The organism is Methanococcoides sp. AM1 (assembly GCF_900774055.1).
Classification (GTDB): Archaea; Halobacteriota; Methanosarcinia; order Methanosarcinales; family Methanosarcinaceae; genus Methanococcoides.
This window is the reverse complement of record NZ_CAAGSW010000002.1, coordinates 283,327-300,068: the sequence shown is the minus strand read 5'-3', so window position 1 is coordinate 300,068 and position 16,742 is coordinate 283,327. Positions and strand designations below refer to the sequence as shown.

Sequence of the window (16,742 nt, the reverse complement as noted above, 5' to 3'; positions counted from 1 at the left end):
CTTTTCTTCAACCCTTCTGAATAGATATTTAAATCTTGACATTCAAACATTTAGTCATGAGTGGGAGTACAGGTAAAGATGAAATCGATCGTCTTGATTTTAAGGATACTGATGACCTGATAGATGATGTCCTGTATGACAAGAACTGGCTGATCAGGGAGAACGCAAACACTCGACTTAGCCCTTCTGTCATTGACATGCATATTTCATCCCAGCTCAAGAAAAGATACGCACTTGAAAAACTGTACTCGAAAGATGTTGCCAATGCACACATAAAAGGCACCATACACATACACGACCTGAGCGATCCTTTCAAGCCATACTGCAATGGAATAGATGGCAGGATATTCCTCATGGATGGACTGAAATTTACGGATTCCAGAAGTGCTCCTGCAAAACAGTTCAATGCTGCCATATTCCATGCGATGTCCTTTATGCTTCATTCCCAGCAGTTCTTTGCAGGAGCACAGGCAATCGATATGTTCAACTGGCTACTTGCACCGCACCTTCACTATTCGGACATAGATGAAGAGCAACTTCTCCAGATAGTACAGGGATTCATGTTCCAGATGAACCAGTCCAACCGCATAGGTGCACAAAGTGCATTCACCAACATCGGACTCCGTATCAATTGCCCTTCCTCCCTTGCAAATGAACCTGCGGTCTATGGAGGAAAGTTCATTGGCAGGAAATACTCACAATTTGAAAAAGAAGCACGTGCTATCTACGGTGCTTTTATGGAGATAGCAGCAAAGGGTGATGCTGACGGACTTCCATTCACATTCCCACTTATCACTACTGCCATAACAAAGGACATTGATATTGAAGATCCTTTATGGAAAAAAACGATGTATGCCACTTCTTCCACCGGGGCCCCATACTTCCTGAACCTGACCACAGATTATCTTGAAGAAAACACCGTGCAGGCAATGTGTTGCCGTCTTCTTGCAAGGCATTCCGGAGGCGTGTGGACAGCTGGAGGGATGGGAAGCGGTTCCAACAAGATAGTAACTGTGAACCTGCCCGGAGTTGCACTTGATTCAGACAGGACGGAAAGAACAGATGGGATCGAAAGGATAGAAAATATCGATCGGTTCTTTGAACGGCTGGATGAAGTACTGGAAATAACAAGGAAAGCCCTGCTCGAAGGTCAGGAGATCGTCAGGAGATCATTGTATGAATGGAAGATACTGCCCTGGCTTTTGCAGAGAACTGAAAATGACCTGCCGTATTTTGATCTTGATTCGCGACACCTGACCTTTGGAGTAGTCGGACTTAATGAATGCCTGCTGAACCTTACAGGAGAAGGTCTGATAGAGCAGCATGAGCTGGGAATGAAGATAATACGCCATATGCTTGCAAAGATAGAGACATATTCAAGAGAAGACGGAATTGAATATACGTTCGAACAGGCCCCTGCAGAGAGCACAGCGCACAGGCTTGCCATGCTTGACAGGTCTTCATTTGGTGAAAAAGCACACGTGCAGGGGACCAGTCACGATGCATATTACACTAATTCCACACATGTACCTTACAGCTCAAAGATATCCCTTGCAGACAAGATAAAGATTGAATCAGAATTCCATCCATATTTTACTGGAGGGACCATCAGTCACATATGGATGGGAGAAAGCTTCCCGGACCCGGAAGGCATGAGCGAACTGATACAGAAGCTCACCGAAACGGACCTTGCATACTTCTGCTTCTCGCCTGACTTCTCCGTATGTGAGAACAGGCATGTTTCACGTGGAATGAACCTTGAATGCCCCATTTGCAATAAACCTGCGATCGATCATGTATCAAGGGTCACAGGTTATTTTGGACACGTGAAACAATGGAATCCGGGAAAACAGAAAGAGTACGAAGAAAGACATCGATACAACCTTCAGAGTGAAAACACTAAATAACGATGTCGGTATCATCTATCTCATGGAAGATGCGATCGAAAGAGCATTTACATGGATAAACCAGCAGAATGCATCGACTGCAAAGGAACTGGCACGCCTTATAACTGCATGTGAACTCTGGAATGTTGAAAATGACCATTCTTCCCGACTGATACAGCTCAGGAATGAGGACAACTGGAACGATTCAGTCAGGGAAACAGCAAGAGCCTATTCCGCACTTGCATCATCGGACATTGATCTTGAAGATAGCTCACGGTGGCTGGCCGCCAGGCAGGAAAGCAACGGCTCATGGGAAAACGATGTTTATGACACCACTTATGCATTGATAGCTCTGGCAGACATGGGCATTCATGACCCTAAAGGCTGCAGTTGGCTCGTTGAGAACTATGGTGAGAAATGGGAACACGTAGGGACGACCTCACTTATCATTACTGCCCTGATCAAGCAGGGCCATCTCATTGAAGAAGATCCTTTTGCCGACCTCATCAAAGAACGTTCCGGATGGATATTATCAGAGAGGAACGAAGACGGTGGCTGGAGATTCATTTCCACAAGCAATCTCGTCATTCAGGCACTTTCTATTGCAGGATCCAAGGAAGAACTGGATGTGTCAGAAAAGTGGCTACGTTCCAGACAAAATCTCAATGGATCATGGGGTAAAGGTGAAGGAGACGTTACAGCAACTGCACTTTCACTTATCACACTGGGAATTTTGAAGACCAATAGAATATATTAACAAAAAGACAGATTAATAAAGCAGCTGATATTACATATGTTGCAGGACAGGACCGATACGCCTTTAAGATCATGGATGTGGAACATAAAATGGATAAATTTCTCAAATACCACGCAGATACAAATACTTACATTATTCGCAGGAAAGCATTTTTCGAAGATAGTGTCAGGCTCGATGGAAATGTGATCATCGGTTCAGGCGCGAACTTCTGGAAAGATCTTGAGGCAAGTGGTTCACTTGAACTTGGCAAGGCATCCCTTGTTAAAGGAAATGTCAAAGCATCTGATGCACTGATAAGCACACGCTGCGAGATAGGAGGAAATATTGATGTTACCTACAACCTCACAATGCTCGATAATGTAAAGGTAGCAGGTCATGCAATATGTGGTAATGAGATGTCCATCCGACCGGGGTGTGAGATCACTTTTGCAAAAGCAGATACTGCCCTTGAACTTATCGGAAAAGTAAACATAAAAGAGATAGAGTCGGCAACAAAGCTTATTGTTCGTTCCGACATGTAAGATAATAAGGTCTTATCAGCAAGACCTTATATTCGTAATGTGTATTTTCAGCATTAATCACGTCTTTCTTCTGCCAGCATCCGGAGAAGGCTATGGCGCAATTCGTTTGCTTCAGAACTTGTCCTGTCACGAGGTCGTGGAAGCTCCACATTTATGACCTTTTTGATCTTACCCGGCCTTGCGGTCATAACAACGATCTTGTCTGCAAGGAAGACGGCCTCATCCACACTGTGAGTAACAAACACAATGGTGATCTGATTTTTGGCCCATACATCGAGAAGTTCGTTCTGCAGGGTATTCCTGGTCTGTGCATCCAGTGCACCGAACGGCTCGTCCATGAGAAGTACCTTGGGCTCATTTGCAAGAGCACGTGCAATTGCAACTCTCTGACGCATTCCACCCGAGAGTTCATACGGATAACTGTTCCTAAACTGCTCAAGACCAACAAGTTTCAGGTATTTCTCCGCCCTCTCAAGAGATTCACCTTTGCTCATCCCCTGCATCTGGGGACCGAATGTGATGTTCTGGATAACAGTGTTCCATGGGAACAATGAATACTCCTGAAATACCATGCCCCTCTTGGAATCGGGGACTGTGATCCTTTCACCATCAAGGGTTATCTCACCGGAATCCGGCATTTCAAGTCCTGCAATAGACCTCAGAAGTGTTGTCTTTCCACAACCAGAGGGACCGATGAAACAAATGAATTCCTTGTCCTTGATCTCAAGATTAATATTATCCAGTGCAAGAGTGGATTCGCCATTTTCCTTTTCAAATGCCAGTGAAACATCCGATACTTTAACCTCACCCATTATACCACGACCCCTTCGCGCCATTTAAGCAGACGGCCATCCACATACCACCTGAATATCCTGTCGATCAGAAGACCAAGGAAACCGAGGATCAGCATGTAAACGAGTACAAAGTCCATCTGGTGCAGATAATAGTGCCACCAGATCTTGTAACCGAGACCACTGCTGCTAACTCCGAACATTTCCGCAGCTACAAGACACATCCATCCAACTCCCATTGCTATGCGAATACCGGCTGCAATTGAAGGCAATGCTGATGGGAAAGCGACATGTCGGATAAGAGATCCGCTTTTCATACAGCCAAGGACTTTTGCAGCTTCTACATAGACCTTTGGAACGCTTTTGAAACCATCAAATGTATTGATGATTATCGGGAAAACAGCACCTACAAATACCACAAATCCTGCAGAGGCATGTGTAAGCCCGAACCATATGATAGCAAACGGTATCCATGCAAGAGGTGGAATAGGCCTTATTATTTCAATGATGGGATCTAAAGCACGATTCGCGGTCTGAAACCAGCCCATTGATATGCCAATTGGAATTCCTATCACTAAACCTGAAATGATACCGATCCCGAAATGCAACAGGCTTATAGAAAGATCAGTAAATAGTGCCCCATTCTCAATGATCTTAAAAAAAGCGAACAGAACATCAGTAAAGCTTGGCAGCTTGAATTTATCAGCAACTATGTAATCCGCTACTAATTGCCAGACAATGATAGCAGTAGTAAGGGAAATTATTTCAATACCCCTACCTGAAATTCCTTTTGTGCTGTCTTTGCTCATGTTGCCTCCGGACAATTGAGGGAATTATCCCTCAGGTCCGGCAATATATATTCTGTTCATTAATGTATGTTTCTATTTATTCTTCAGACACAGCTTCATAGAAGCTCACATCAAACATGTCTTCTGCTGTAAGCTCCGTATTAATGAATCCAAGCTCGTACTGTATATTTGCATATTCTACTGTTGAATTCACAAGCGGACGTGGATCAGCAGACCATACACCATCCCATCCCTCAAGAGACTCAAGGACGATTGCCGAATCAGCAGTAAGCTTGACACCATATGTTTCAGCAGCCTCTTCGATGTTTGCAGAATCATAGTCAACAGCCTTTATGTGTGTTCTTACGATCTGTTCGACCATTTCCGGGTTGTTCCTGATAAGGTCACCACTTACCACCAATACACAGCATGGGTGATCTGCCATGATCGCACCTGATGCAAGGACAGTACGCCCATTTCCTTCTGCTTCAATGAAAGTTGGAGAAGGATGTGGAAGGAATACACCATCGACCTGACCTGCTGCAATAGCTGCTTTGGCATCCCCAGGACCCATGGCTTTTATATCCAGATCGTTTTCAGGATCAATACCATTCTCAATAAGCCAGTTCCTGAAAAGTGTGTCCTGAATGGTTCCCGGAGGGAATGTTGCGATCTTCAGTCCTTTGAGGTCTTCAGGACTTTCATAAGGCACTTCAGGTCTCAACACAAGATCGGATCCCTGTGTGTTTACAGCTGCAATGATCTTAGCATCGAGGCCTGCAGCCAGTGCAGAGATAACAGGAGCAGCACCTACGTAAGCTACGTCAAGGTCACCTGAAAGCATTGCCTGCATCTCAGGAGCACCGGTTGGGAACTCGAATTCGTTCACGGTCTCAATTCCGAATGGTGCAAGGTCTTCAGCCCACCAGCCCTTCTCCATAGCTGTCATGTAAGAGATCTGGTGTGTGCTTGGCTGATAGCCGATGTTGATCTCTGTGATCGCGGCATCTTCTTCAGGTGCAGAAGTACATCCTGAGAGGAATACTGCTGCAACCAGTATAATAGAAATGAATGCAATTGTTGTGATTTTCACATAAAAACCTCCTGACGAATTATAATATTAATCTTATTAACATTGTATTTCGTCTAAATGTTCTATTTATATCTTACCACATATGCCCTCATTATGTCCTAAAAGTATTAATACGAAGCGAAATATATCCTTTATGGAAATAGGAGTGTAGTGGAGGAGTTAATATTAGCGTTGCGAATAAGGTTATTGATGCTGCTTTTGAATCGGACGAGGCATTTCAGAACACACTTTTGAAAGTCATAAAAGAAGATCTTGAGCTCACAGCAATAGAGTTCTCAGAATATGCAAATATTCCCCCAAGCACTCTATATAAGCTGATGTCAGGGAACAGGGAACCGAACATGAGGACACTTCGCCAGATAGTGAAGACCATCCGGACGATCGAGGGTTCCGAAAAAGGTGATTTCATTGCAGTCATAGCTGCACGCCCTGTTCTGGACAACATAAATGAAACAAAGAGAAAGATCTCAGGCACCCTTTGCACGATCAGGGAGTACTCCGCCACATCGATGGAAGAGGCCATCATCGCTGCCGTGCGTGCCGAGAGGGAAGGTGCCAAAGCGCTTGTGTGTGCACCAATTGTCAGCTCCACCGTAGAAAAGATAATTCGCATACCTGTTGCAACCATTATGCCAAAGAACAGTCTTGTAGAGGCTATTGAAACAGTAGCACGTAAGATCGAATGATCGGTCTTTCACTATTTATATTTTAATTACAGATTCTCGAGAATTTTACCATGCGACCAACCATAGGTTTGTAAATATAGAATAAATACAGCACATGCATAGTGAAACGATAGTAAAAGAAAAAAGAAGCTGCCAGCCGACATACTGCTGGCAGCTTACCGGACCAGCCGGTCCAGATTCAATTATTCCTTACCTCTTGAAAGCATATTGGATATCTTCTCAGAAAGTGCAGCCATTGCCTCACTTGCCTTTGGGCCTGCAGTCTCAACTGTCCAGCCACCGGCTGTGAAAAGGTATGCTGCGCCACCAAGAACTGCTACCGCCAAACCTCCAAGCAGGTAAACTATTGTACTCACACCTTCAACTACTTCGAGGGTTGCAGTCATTCCTCCAACTTTGACAAGATAGCTACCCGGCTCTCCTGAAGTGTATTCGAAAGTTACCTCTGTGGTTTCGTTGATACCAAGTGATATTTCCTGGAAATCTGACACATTGTCGTTAACCATCAGTTCAAGTGAGTAAGTGCCTTCAGCATTACCATTGTTCACAGCATTCAATGTGATCTCAACATCCTTGCCGGACCTGACCTCGATCGGATCAAGTACAAGATCACTGAACTCGAACTTTGCCTGCATTTCCTTGACCTCGATGTTCAGTTCAGCATTCAGGAAACCATCCTTTTCAGCGATCAGCTTGTGCATTCCGGTCTCTGTAAGGACATCTGTCACAATACCATCACTGCCGGTTTGCCCGATGGTCTTACCATCAAGGGAAAGTCTCACATCATCCATTGGATCGCCACCGATTGCTTTCACAATGGTGAATGTCACAAGGTTGCCCTCATGAATGACCTCAGGAGAAACTTCGATGCTCATCTTTCTGCTCAAGTCATCAGGAGAAATAACCTCGAGTTCAGCAGTTCCGGTAGCATAACCATCTTTCTCAGCAGTTATATCGTAGGTGCCATCAGAGGAGAACTTGTATTCTACTACACCTTCATTATCTGTGGTACCAAGGATGAGACTGCCTGCTTTGACTGTTGCGTCGTTGATCAGGGAACCACGTGATGTTACGGTTACAACTACCTCATCGCCTTCTACGACTATTTTAGGATCAAGTTCAACATCAAGAGCTTCGTCCGGTTCAACGGTTACTTCGACGAAAGGATAGTAACGAAGAGTACTGGAGTCTGCAACCTTGAACTGAATATCACCCATAATTTCGATCTCATCACCATCAGAAAGTGTGATTTCATCTTCGTTTTCCATTTCGATGATATCATCCTCAATCTTAGAAACTTCCATTTCACCAAAGTCATCACCCTCTTCGATCTCAAGATAATCTTCGGAGATCTGGAAGATACCTTCGACAAAGACAGCTGTTGACTCACGGCCACTGAAGATCTCATCGAAATTGATGACAAGTATAGGCACATCTTCGGCATCTCCCAGATCCTTGTCATAAATGTAAGGAGTTCCGGAAGATAGAATCGTGGAGTCTACACGGTCACCATCCTTATTGAGTTCTACAAAGACCTTTTCGCCGTTTATATCGACCTCAAGAATGTCCAGTGAATAACCCTCATCAAGAATTAAAGATGATCCACCATACACGGATTTTTTATCATCGTCATCGATCAGGACCTTGGAAAGCATACCTTCTTCCATCAGGCTAACTTCATCAAAGCCAGATTCAAAGGCATCATCAGGATAACCGGCAAAGTATTTCTCTGCCATGAAACCAATTACCTCATATTCACCCCATGAACCATATTCAAATGAAACATTGTCCGGTCTTGTTGTATAGGTCAGGTTGCCTTCCTCAATATCGTTTCCGTTAAGACCAAGCACTTCAAGTGATTCGGTGCCTATACCTTCATCGATATTGTAGTAGAAACCTTCAAAGTTCATAGGAGTCCATTTGAAAACGTCTTCCTCTACAACAGTACCCCTGAGTTCATAGGTTCCAGGTTCAGACATGTCCACAAATGGTGCAAATCTCAAAGTACCACTATCTGCAACAATGAACTTCAATTTACCCATAATGTCAACAGTGTCACCTTTACCAAGGGAAATGTCCCTATCATTCTCCATTGTAATAGAATTAGGTCCAATGTCATCTATTGTCATATCTCCAAAATCATCGCCTTCATCGACCTCCAGATATTCATCGGAGATCTGGAAGATACCTTCAACAAAAACAGCATTGGTTTCAATACCACTGAAGATCTCCTTGAAATAAACAGCAATTATAGGGACATCATCAACATCACCAAGATCTTTCTCATAGAGGTATGTGGAACCTGAAGAAAGGATACCCTCATCGATCTCATCGCCATCCTTTGATAACTTGACGTATACCCTATCACCGTTTATGTCGACTTCTACAATATTCAGTACATATCCATCTTCAAGTACAAGCCCTGCACCTGTAAAGACTGATTTCTTGTCATCATCATCGATCAGGACCTTTGAAAGCATTCCCTCAGACATCAGGTTAACTTCATCAAACCCAACTCCAAAGGCTTCGTCAGGATAACCGGCGAAATACTTCTCTGCCATAAAACCGATGACCTCATATTTATTCCATCTGTTACTCTCAAATTCTGTTTCGAAAGCACTTGTTTCATATGTGAGATCGCCATCGTCAATCTTTCTGCCAATGTCCTTCATGGTCATTGATTCAGAACCATCACCAGTATCAAGATCGTAATAGAAACCGGAATAGCTCAGATAATTCCATGTATACTCATCATCAGACTGGATATCTTCTTCCCATATACGGTCGCCTAAGAAATATGTTAATGAGACTGTCGTTGCAGTATCGCTTACATTAGTACCCTCATTGTCACTGGTATCAACTGTTTTTACTGTGATTTCATACTCAGTATTGGGACTTAGATCTGTAGCAGTATATGAGCTTGTGTCTTTATCCAATAGTTCGACATATGCATCATCCAGATAGATAAGCGTATGATTAAAGTCTGAATCTGAAGGATTATCCCAGGTCCATTTGATCGATGTTGACCCGATGTCAGAAGCCTCTAAAGAAGTTACACTGCCGGGATCTGTAGTATCTGTATCAGTTGTTACAATATCAGTAATCAAAGTACTGTTCTCATTACCAGATGTATCTACCGTACGGGTTCCAATTTCATAGGGGGTGTCGGGATCAAGACCTGAAGCCAGATAAGAAGTGCCACTTACATCTTCCTTAAAAGTACCATTAATATATACTTTCACATAGTCAAAATCACTATCCGAAGGGTTGGTCCACTCCCATTGGATGGAATGCTCATCAACTGAAGTATCACTAAGACCAGTAACGCTTGCAGGTGGAGTTGTATCAGGCGGACTATTTGTAGAAACAGTCAGATTCTCCCAAGTGGAGACATTTCCTAAACCATCGGAGACTCGGGTGCTGATATTATAAGAAGTACTTGGAGTTAAACCAGTGTCATTGTAAGAGTCAGCAGTTGTATTTAACTCAAAGGTGTCATTGATATAAATCTCAACATGATCAAAATCAGCTGATGGATTAGTCCAGCTCCATAAAATCCAATCTTCTCCAGCCGTTCCATCAAGGTCTGTCACACTATCAGGCGTAGCAGCCATCGCCACCCCACAGCTCATCCCAACAATGAGCAAACTCATTAGTAATAATTTTAAACCTTTATTCATAGTTAGTTCTCCGAATATTATATGATTATATGTTATCAAATCTTCCTAAATGCACATAACCTTTTCGATATATCGAAACTTCTGCATCCCCTCTGTTTATCATAGTTATTAAAGTATCATCAGTAACTTCGCCTACAACATTTAAATAACAAACGGATTTCGCGTCTTCCAGCATCGAAGGTGATACCGTGAAAAGCAACTCGAAATCTCCGCCGGTGTAAAGAGCAAGTTCAAGGGCATCATCTTCGCCGACAAGAGAACGGACCTCATCAGATATCGGCAACTGATCCTCATATATCCTGAAGCCGGTGCCATTGGCATCCATTAGATCATAAAGGGACATTGCAAGTCCATCGCTAGTATCCATCATAGAAGTTACCGCACCGGTCTTTGCAAGCTTTTGCCCCTCATCCGTCCGGGGAATCGGCTCAAGTAATGTATTCAGCAGATAATCGCTGACGTCCAGATCGTGCTGGATCGCCAGTAGTGCAGCACCTGCAGAACCGGCATTGCCTGTCACACAGACAAGATCACCCGGCTTTGCCCCGGTCCTTCTTAAAAGATGCTCCTTTTTCACAATCCCAAGAGCAGTTCCTGTTATGGTCAGCTCATCGTGAAGATCGATGTCACCACCGATGACCGAGGTGTCACAGAACTTTGCACAGGCATCCATGCCACGGGAAATATCCTCGGCATCTCCCAACTGCATATCTTCCGTGACCCCCAGAGCGGAAAGAAAACCCACCGGTTTTGCTCCCATGGATGCCACATCGCTCAGGTTTACAGCAGCAGACATCCAACCGATCTGCCAGGGGGTCATAACAGCAGGAAAATCGGTTTTCCGGTGCAGCATGTCCGTGGTAATGACCATGCAATCCTCATCAGACACATCCAGAACAGCACAGTCATCCTTGCCTGCACCCGCCATTATGGATTCATCTTCCTGATGCCTGAAAATACCACATAGTCTGGAAACAAGTTCGCGTTCAGCTATGCCGGAAATAAGATCAGACCTATCCATGGAATACCTTATAGTTTTAATATTTATTAGCAGTGTGGTTAAAAAGAAGGGTTATCTCCATACCCTTCTCTTAACGAATATAACCACACTTCCAACAACTGTCAGGAATATCACTATTGGAAGGGCAACTCCGATGAATACGATAATTCCATTGACGCTGGCTATGAAACCACGCACTGAATCAGACAAAGCGTCTCGAAGTCCCCATGAATGGGTTATGTTGCGGGGTTCAGAGACACTGACTGTGATAGTGGAAAAGTCGATCCTGTCATTAAGGTAATTGAGCCTTCCTGTGAGGCTTTCGACCTCACCGCGAACACGACTAAGTTCCTTTTCAACTTCAAGGACATCTTCCACAGTGGTTGCCATTTCCAGGATCTCCTGAAGACGCTGTTCCTGCTTTTCCAGGTTCGAAAGGCGTGCCTCCACATCGATATATTCCTCGGTCACATCGACACCGCTGGTGCTCTTAGAGGTCACTTTCCCGAGAGCTTCGATCCTGTCAATTACGGTATCATGTTCAGCAGCCGGAACACGTATGGAGATGTATCCGGACATGCTCTCACTGTCACCATAGTAAGTATCATACACAGAGGATGAAGAAACATAACCATCGTATTCAGATGCTATAGCACCAATTGAATCAACGGCTTCCGGAGCATTCTTTACCTCAAGGGAAACATCAGAAGTGGTTATCACCTTGCGTGTTATACTGCTTCCTGTGGCTTCGCCACTATCAGCCACATTGGAAGGGGCATCATACAGAAAATCCCGGTCTTCATCAAAGGCCATATCGGCCATCTTGTTCCCAAAAGAAAAGCTTTCTTCCTGCGGCGCATAGGACTGACCATTTTCCGTTGACAGGCATCCTGCTGCAATAACACAAGTAAGCAGAAAAATAAATAGTAATGGATATGTTCGCTTCATGTTGATACGCCCCTTATAAGTATAAGAAGAGTTACACCGCGAACATATAAAGTTTTTACTTAAACTTCAAATTGATTCGAAGTTAACCTGCTCGTTGCCACCTTCTTTTGTCCTGATCCATACATCCTCAACAAATTCATGAGCACGTTTAGCAAGTTCAAGCATCTCATCACGAGAGAAAGGCGAAATATCTCGCAGGTCTTCCCTCATGGAATGAGCAGGCTGACCCTGCTGGATAACATAAGGAGCATTTGAGACAGAAATATACGGGACAATAGACCTTGCGATCGCTGCAATGTCATCAGGATCCCCTACAAAACCACGTATTGCAGTGGTACGCAGCTCATATTCCACTTCCCTGTCCGTAACAATAGATATTGTCCGTTTTACATTCTCCACGACACCTTCAGGTTCAGGAACAATTGGATCATCACCATATCCGATGGCCTTGCCATACATCACAGGATCGTCCAGAGAAGCCTTGACGTCAATGAAGAACTTGTCCACAAGACCGCCATCGATCAGCTCTTCCACTACTTCCGGATAGTAGCCGTTCGTATGGATCCCCACAAGTAAGCCCTTTTTCTTCGCATAAGCAGCGAGGTGCATTACAGCTTTTCTCTGCACCAGCGGCTCACCGCCTGAGAACACAACACTGCTCACAAAAAGCGAGGAAGAATCGATCTTTTTCTCAAGTTCCTTTGCATCCAGCATATCAGAACCTGTAAGGATCTCATAGTTCTGGCAATAGGGACACCTGTAAGGACAGTTACGTAAAAAAAGAACGACTGACGCTTTACCGTGCCAGTCAACAGTAGAAATGGGGATGATCTCCCCAAAATTCACCTTCATCAGATACCAGACATCCGGATATCAAATCATATCAGCTGAAGCGTAACGCTTACGGTCTTCCAGTTCCTGCTTCTTTGCAGCATTCCAGCCACCGACAGCCTGAATGTATCCGGTAACCCTTGAAAGCTGTTCAACGTGATCGGAACCACAGTTCTCACAGACATCTTTGAGACCAGCCATCGTATGATAATCATCCATACAGACGGTCATGTCCTTTGTGAATGCAAAATACCCTACCTGAGTGTTCCTTGCAATATTCATCGCAAACTCCTTCAGGCCCTTTGCATCAGGTGAACCCTCACCCATCCAGATGTGCATGATATCTCCGCCGTCAACGATCGGGAAGAACACATGTTCGATGTTGATCCTTTCTATCAGGGATATATCTGCCCCAGGTGGTACGTGAGTACCATTGGTATAATAGACAGGCAGGTCGTGAGTTTTCTTTATACCCTCTACTGCTGCATTTACATCACCTTTTGCAACGGAAAGTACCTTTTCACTGTATTCCTCATGCAGCATATCAGAGACTGCGAACCTCTGGCCGGTCGTCTCTGCAGGAGTCCTTGCAAGAGCGATCTCCATACCATATTTCTCGGAAAGTTCCCTTCCATACATCTCCATCTCGGTCATTGCACGAATAGCAACCTTGAAAGCTGCCTTTGATTGATGCATCTGGGAACCTGTGTGATACTGGACCATCTCATTAAGACCTACAACACCAATGGTGAACACAAGGGAATCGATATCCACAGCAATTGCGCCTTTCTTACCGTTTATCGGATCCTTTGGCTGTTGCGTTGCAAATGGCATTCTTCCATTATCGATGATAGGTGTCACCCATTTGACCTTGGTCTGGAACACTTCCATTGCCTCATCCATAAGGTGCTTCAGGTGAGCGAACAGCTTCTGGTCATCACCGTCTGCCTCATATGCAGCTCTTGGGCAGTTCAATGAAACTACCTGCCAGGAACCCATTGAGAAATGTTTTCCTTCCTTGAAGTACATCTTATCCTCGAACTCAGCATCATCTTCCGGAGTCGCTGAGAACTGGTATGCACAGCACTGGTAACAGGATATGCCCTCTCCGGCTCCCCTGTATTCAGGAAGCTGGTTGTCAAAGTATGGTGTTCCGTATTTTGCGGTCAGTTCAAAGGTCATGGTGTAAAGTTCATCATAGGTTGGAAGGTCCGGATTTGCACGGTTGAACATCTCATCCTCTTCCATGAAATCAGGCTCGATGGATATCTCCGGCTTAGGGAAGTTGAACGGCTTGCCCCAGTAGTCGCCTTCCAGCATGACGTTCATAAGTGCCTTGAATCCCAGCCTCACCTCACGCTCATAGTCACCATAGACACGCCTGTCGGTATCATTGCTACCATTCCAGACACGTCCCTTGTAAACCACAGGTTTGTCCTTCCACATCTTCGGGACACCGGGGGACAACTGCACTGAAGAGAACACGAGCTGACCGCCACGTGCCACCATCATCTGTGTCATCTCATAGACGAACATCTGCATGAGCTGCTCGATCTCTTTGTATGACTTGCCTTCGAAATATGGAGCACAGAAGGTAAGGAAATTGTAGAATCCCTGTCCGCCTGCAAAGTTGGTCTGGGCACTTCCAAGAGCCTTGACCGCATGTAGCATAGCAACTTCTGCTTTCATGGAAGGTCCTGCAACGCTTGCCTTTGCACCTGATCCATCGGGCATCAATCCATAGTAGAAGAAATACCTGAGATCCCAGTCCTGACAGAAAGCACGAGTACCAAAGTACTCAAGGTCGTGGATATGCAGGTCACCATTCAAGTGAAGATCTGCTATCTTTGGTGGAAGCAACAGCAGGTACTGTTCCTTTGATATCTTATCAGCTTTCTTCTTGTGGGAAGTTTCAGCGTTTTCCTGCAGGTTGGCATTCTCATTGGCCTCAAAACCTGAACCCTGGTCGATCTCACATGCATCGAAAACAGGAGAACCTACCCTTGTTGAAACATTACGCCATTCAAGGTGTCCGCGCTCCAGAAGGATCATATTGACAAGTTCCCTGATAAGCGGACCTGAGAGGAATTTGATGTTCATGCTGCGGATACGACTCTCTGTCTCCCTGGCAATATCATGAGCTTCCTCTTTTGTGATGGAATCGATCCCATGGTACCACTCGCTCAGTGCAGTTTCCTTCAGTAACTGGTTCACTACAATAGTGCGGTCCCAGTTCACCATATGACCATCGGTTGTTCGAACCTTTGGCATTGTTGAGATCAGCTGACCGTCAAGTGTCTGCTGCATGGACTGCGGCTCAGTGGGAGGCATCATCCCAGCTTCCTGCTTATCTGCACCATGTGTCTTTTCCTTTGTACCCACTTCTATTTCCCCTTCGGGATCATCGATAAGCTTTGTATTAGATAGCAAATGATCACTTCCCTCATAATATATCTTTTAGTGAATCGAGATTCACGCCTTCGCTGTTAAAGAGCTCTTCATATGTTAGAAAATCATCATCTATCTGTAGTACCGGAGCTGTGACAGTGAATACTCCGTTGACCCGCAACTCTGTCAATGATTCAGGAGTTGACATGTCCGCCTCAGTGAAAGCCACGTCGTTCGCTTTTAATACCTTCTTCAGCTGCACACATTTCGGGCATGTTTCCGTTGTATAGATAATAACACCAGGCATATTTCTTCCATCCATTTGATCTTTAAACATAAGCAAGAGACCCATCACACAAACCCCCCACAGCAACTGAAAGACAATAATCGCATTCAGTAACCCCGGCACAATGCGAGAAAGACCTCTACATGAGTAAACCAATAGTATGGAGTTCTCAGTTAATAATGCTTTTCACACCTACAACTGAATACAATGTAGCATATAAGGTAACAGATATGGTAACAAATGCACAAATCCATCATCATTATAATGAGATAAATAATACCATGATTGTTACCAATATGATTACCAATGAGACAAGTTCAACCAGAAAGATCCCCTTTGCCAAAAGATGTATATCATAAATTCCATAATACCAGATACATCCCACAAGCAGAGGTGTAAAAAATAAACAAACAGCTAGCATCAGGCTGCCAGCCCATAGATGAACTTCTGGGAGGCGGATTCGAAGCAGGAGTGGTTACCCAGATATTCGGAGAAGCGGGTAGTGGAAAAACTAACATATGCCTCCAGCTTGCTGTTGAATGTGTTAAGAACGGTAAGAAGGCTATCTTCATTGACACCGAAGGGATCTCTGCCGACAGGTTCAGGCAAATAGCCGGAGAGAATGCCAAAGAGATCGCACAGGACATAATCATCTTCGAACCCCATTCTTTTGAAGAGCAATATTCTGCAGTAAGGGAAACTGAAAAGATAAGCACCGAGAATGTCGGTCTTATAATAGTGGATTCTGCCACCGCATACTACCGGTTCGAACTGGACGATGAAGATTCAAGCATAAGGACAAGAAGGGAGCTCTCGAACCAGATCGGATTCCTTCACAGCCTTGCGCGCAAAAGGGGTCTTGTAGTCCTAATAACCAACCAGGTATACTCAGATATCAATACCAATACGCTCAAACCCATAGGCGGCAGTGGTCTTGAACACATTTCCAAGACGATCGTCCAGCTTGAAAAAACTGGCACCGGCACACGCCGCGCCAAGCTCTGGAAACATCGATCACGCCCCGAAGGATCCACCTGCGAATTCACAATAACCGCAGATGGTGTCAGGTAAATTCTTTTTTAAAATC

General features: G+C 44.6%; 14 protein-coding genes. 5 read left to right on the top strand and 9 right to left on the bottom strand.

Going from position 1 to position 16,742, the window contains the following annotated elements:
• Nucleotides 1–56 precede the first annotated feature (56 nt).
• The 3 genes from nrdD (E7X57_RS04160) (at nucleotide 57) to E7X57_RS04150 (ending at nucleotide 3,164) form a co-directional block, all read left to right on the top strand.
• The gene (gene nrdD, locus E7X57_RS04160) at nucleotides 57–1,907 is read left to right on the top strand and encodes an anaerobic ribonucleoside-triphosphate reductase (protein WP_135610849.1); all 1,851 of its coding nucleotides are present in this window, start codon (nucleotides 57–59) and stop codon (nucleotides 1,905–1,907) included.
• Entirely contained in the window at nucleotides 1,891–2,643 is a 753-nt protein-coding gene (locus tag E7X57_RS04155; RefSeq protein ID WP_244603589.1) for a prenyltransferase/squalene oxidase repeat-containing protein, read from the top strand. The genes nrdD (E7X57_RS04160) and E7X57_RS04155 overlap by 17 nt, the downstream gene beginning before the upstream one ends.
• 89 nt (nucleotides 2,644–2,732) lie before the next feature.
• Complete coding sequence (locus tag E7X57_RS04150) at nucleotides 2,733–3,164, top strand: polymer-forming cytoskeletal protein (protein ID WP_244603588.1); 432 nt, start codon at nucleotides 2,733–2,735, stop codon at nucleotides 3,162–3,164.
• Between the two features lie 53 nt (nucleotides 3,165–3,217).
• Here the strand turns inward: E7X57_RS04150 and E7X57_RS04145 are convergent, their stop codons facing one another.
• The 3 genes from E7X57_RS04145 to E7X57_RS04135 form a co-directional block, all read right to left on the bottom strand.
• Nucleotides 3,218–3,976, bottom strand: coding sequence for an ABC transporter ATP-binding protein (locus E7X57_RS04145; protein ID WP_135611249.1), 759 nt, complete (start codon nucleotides 3,974–3,976; stop codon nucleotides 3,218–3,220).
• The gene (locus E7X57_RS04140; RefSeq protein ID WP_135610846.1) at nucleotides 3,976–4,764 is read right to left on the bottom strand and encodes an ABC transporter permease; all 789 of its coding nucleotides are present in this window, start codon (nucleotides 4,762–4,764) and stop codon (nucleotides 3,976–3,978) included. The genes E7X57_RS04145 and E7X57_RS04140 overlap by 1 nt, the downstream gene beginning before the upstream one ends.
• A 76-nt stretch (nucleotides 4,765–4,840) precedes the next feature.
• On the bottom strand, nucleotides 4,841–5,836 hold the full coding sequence (locus E7X57_RS04135; protein ID WP_167880882.1) for an ABC transporter substrate-binding protein: 996 nt from the start codon (nucleotides 5,834–5,836) through the stop codon (nucleotides 4,841–4,843).
• Between the two features lie 164 nt (nucleotides 5,837–6,000).
• Between E7X57_RS04135 and E7X57_RS04130 the strand changes: the two genes are divergently transcribed.
• On the top strand, nucleotides 6,001–6,522 hold the full coding sequence (locus E7X57_RS04130) for a helix-turn-helix domain-containing protein (protein WP_135610845.1): 522 nt from the start codon (nucleotides 6,001–6,003) through the stop codon (nucleotides 6,520–6,522).
• A 182-nt stretch (nucleotides 6,523–6,704) separates the two neighbouring features.
• Here the strand turns inward: E7X57_RS04130 and E7X57_RS04125 are convergent, their stop codons facing one another.
• The 6 genes from E7X57_RS04125 to E7X57_RS04100 all read right to left on the bottom strand — a co-directional run bounded on the left by E7X57_RS04125 (nucleotide 6,705) and on the right by E7X57_RS04100 (nucleotide 15,676).
• Complete coding sequence (locus E7X57_RS04125) at nucleotides 6,705–10,136, bottom strand: S-layer protein domain-containing protein (protein ID WP_244603587.1); 3,432 nt, start codon at nucleotides 10,134–10,136, stop codon at nucleotides 6,705–6,707.
• Between the two features lie 91 nt (nucleotides 10,137–10,227).
• A complete protein-coding gene (gene thiL / locus E7X57_RS04120; protein WP_135610842.1) occupies nucleotides 10,228–11,223 on the bottom strand; it encodes a thiamine-phosphate kinase in 996 nt (331 codons plus the stop codon).
• Between the two features lie 51 nt (nucleotides 11,224–11,274).
• Nucleotides 11,275–12,150, bottom strand: coding sequence for a DUF4349 domain-containing protein (locus E7X57_RS04115; RefSeq protein ID WP_135610840.1), 876 nt, complete (start codon nucleotides 12,148–12,150; stop codon nucleotides 11,275–11,277).
• Between the two features lie 66 nt (nucleotides 12,151–12,216).
• Nucleotides 12,217–13,002 carry an anaerobic ribonucleoside-triphosphate reductase activating protein gene (locus E7X57_RS04110; RefSeq protein ID WP_135610838.1) on the bottom strand — a complete coding sequence of 262 codons (786 nt, stop codon included), beginning with the start codon at nucleotides 13,000–13,002 and terminating at the stop codon, nucleotides 12,217–12,219.
• Between the two features lie 21 nt (nucleotides 13,003–13,023).
• A complete protein-coding gene (gene nrdD / locus E7X57_RS04105) occupies nucleotides 13,024–15,315 on the bottom strand; it encodes an anaerobic ribonucleoside-triphosphate reductase (RefSeq protein ID WP_135611245.1) in 2,292 nt (763 codons plus the stop codon).
• Nucleotides 15,316–15,424: 109 nt separating this feature from the next.
• Nucleotides 15,425–15,676 carry a glutaredoxin domain-containing protein gene (locus E7X57_RS04100; protein ID WP_135611243.1) on the bottom strand — a complete coding sequence of 84 codons (252 nt, stop codon included), beginning with the start codon at nucleotides 15,674–15,676 and terminating at the stop codon, nucleotides 15,425–15,427.
• Between the two features lie 381 nt (nucleotides 15,677–16,057).
• Here E7X57_RS04100 and radB point away from each other — a divergent pair, with 381 nt between their 5' ends.
• Complete coding sequence (radB, locus tag E7X57_RS04095; RefSeq protein WP_135610836.1) at nucleotides 16,058–16,726, top strand: DNA repair and recombination protein RadB; 669 nt, start codon at nucleotides 16,058–16,060, stop codon at nucleotides 16,724–16,726.
• Nucleotides 16,727–16,742: the final 16 nt, after the last annotated feature.

Excerpts from the sequence above, each read along its gene's own strand:
- thiL (WP_135610842.1), bottom strand. The coding sequence starts at position 11,223 with ATGGATAGGTCTGATCTTATTTCCGGCATAGCTGAACGCGAACTTGTT.
- E7X57_RS04115 (WP_135610840.1), bottom strand. The coding sequence starts at position 12,150 with ATGAAGCGAACATATCCATTACTATTTATTTTTCTGCTTACTTGTGTT.
- E7X57_RS04125 (WP_244603587.1), bottom strand. The coding sequence starts at position 10,136 with ATGGCTGCTACGCCTGATAGTGTGACAGACCTTGATGGAACGGCTGGA.
- E7X57_RS04100 (WP_135611243.1), bottom strand. The coding sequence starts at position 15,676 with ATGCCTGGTGTTATTATCTATACAACGGAAACATGCCCGAAATGTGTG.
- E7X57_RS04145 (WP_135611249.1), bottom strand. The coding sequence starts at position 3,976 with ATGGGTGAGGTTAAAGTATCGGATGTTTCACTGGCATTTGAAAAGGAA.
- E7X57_RS04110 (WP_135610838.1), bottom strand. The coding sequence starts at position 13,002 with ATGAAGGTGAATTTTGGGGAGATCATCCCCATTTCTACTGTTGACTGG.
- E7X57_RS04140 (WP_135610846.1), bottom strand. The coding sequence starts at position 4,764 with ATGAGCAAAGACAGCACAAAAGGAATTTCAGGTAGGGGTATTGAAATA.
- nrdD (WP_135611245.1), bottom strand. The coding sequence starts at position 15,315 with ATGATGCCTCCCACTGAGCCGCAGTCCATGCAGCAGACACTTGACGGT.
- nrdD (WP_135610849.1), top strand. The coding sequence starts at position 57 with ATGAGTGGGAGTACAGGTAAAGATGAAATCGATCGTCTTGATTTTAAG.
- E7X57_RS04150 (WP_244603588.1), top strand. The coding sequence starts at position 2,733 with ATGGATAAATTTCTCAAATACCACGCAGATACAAATACTTACATTATT.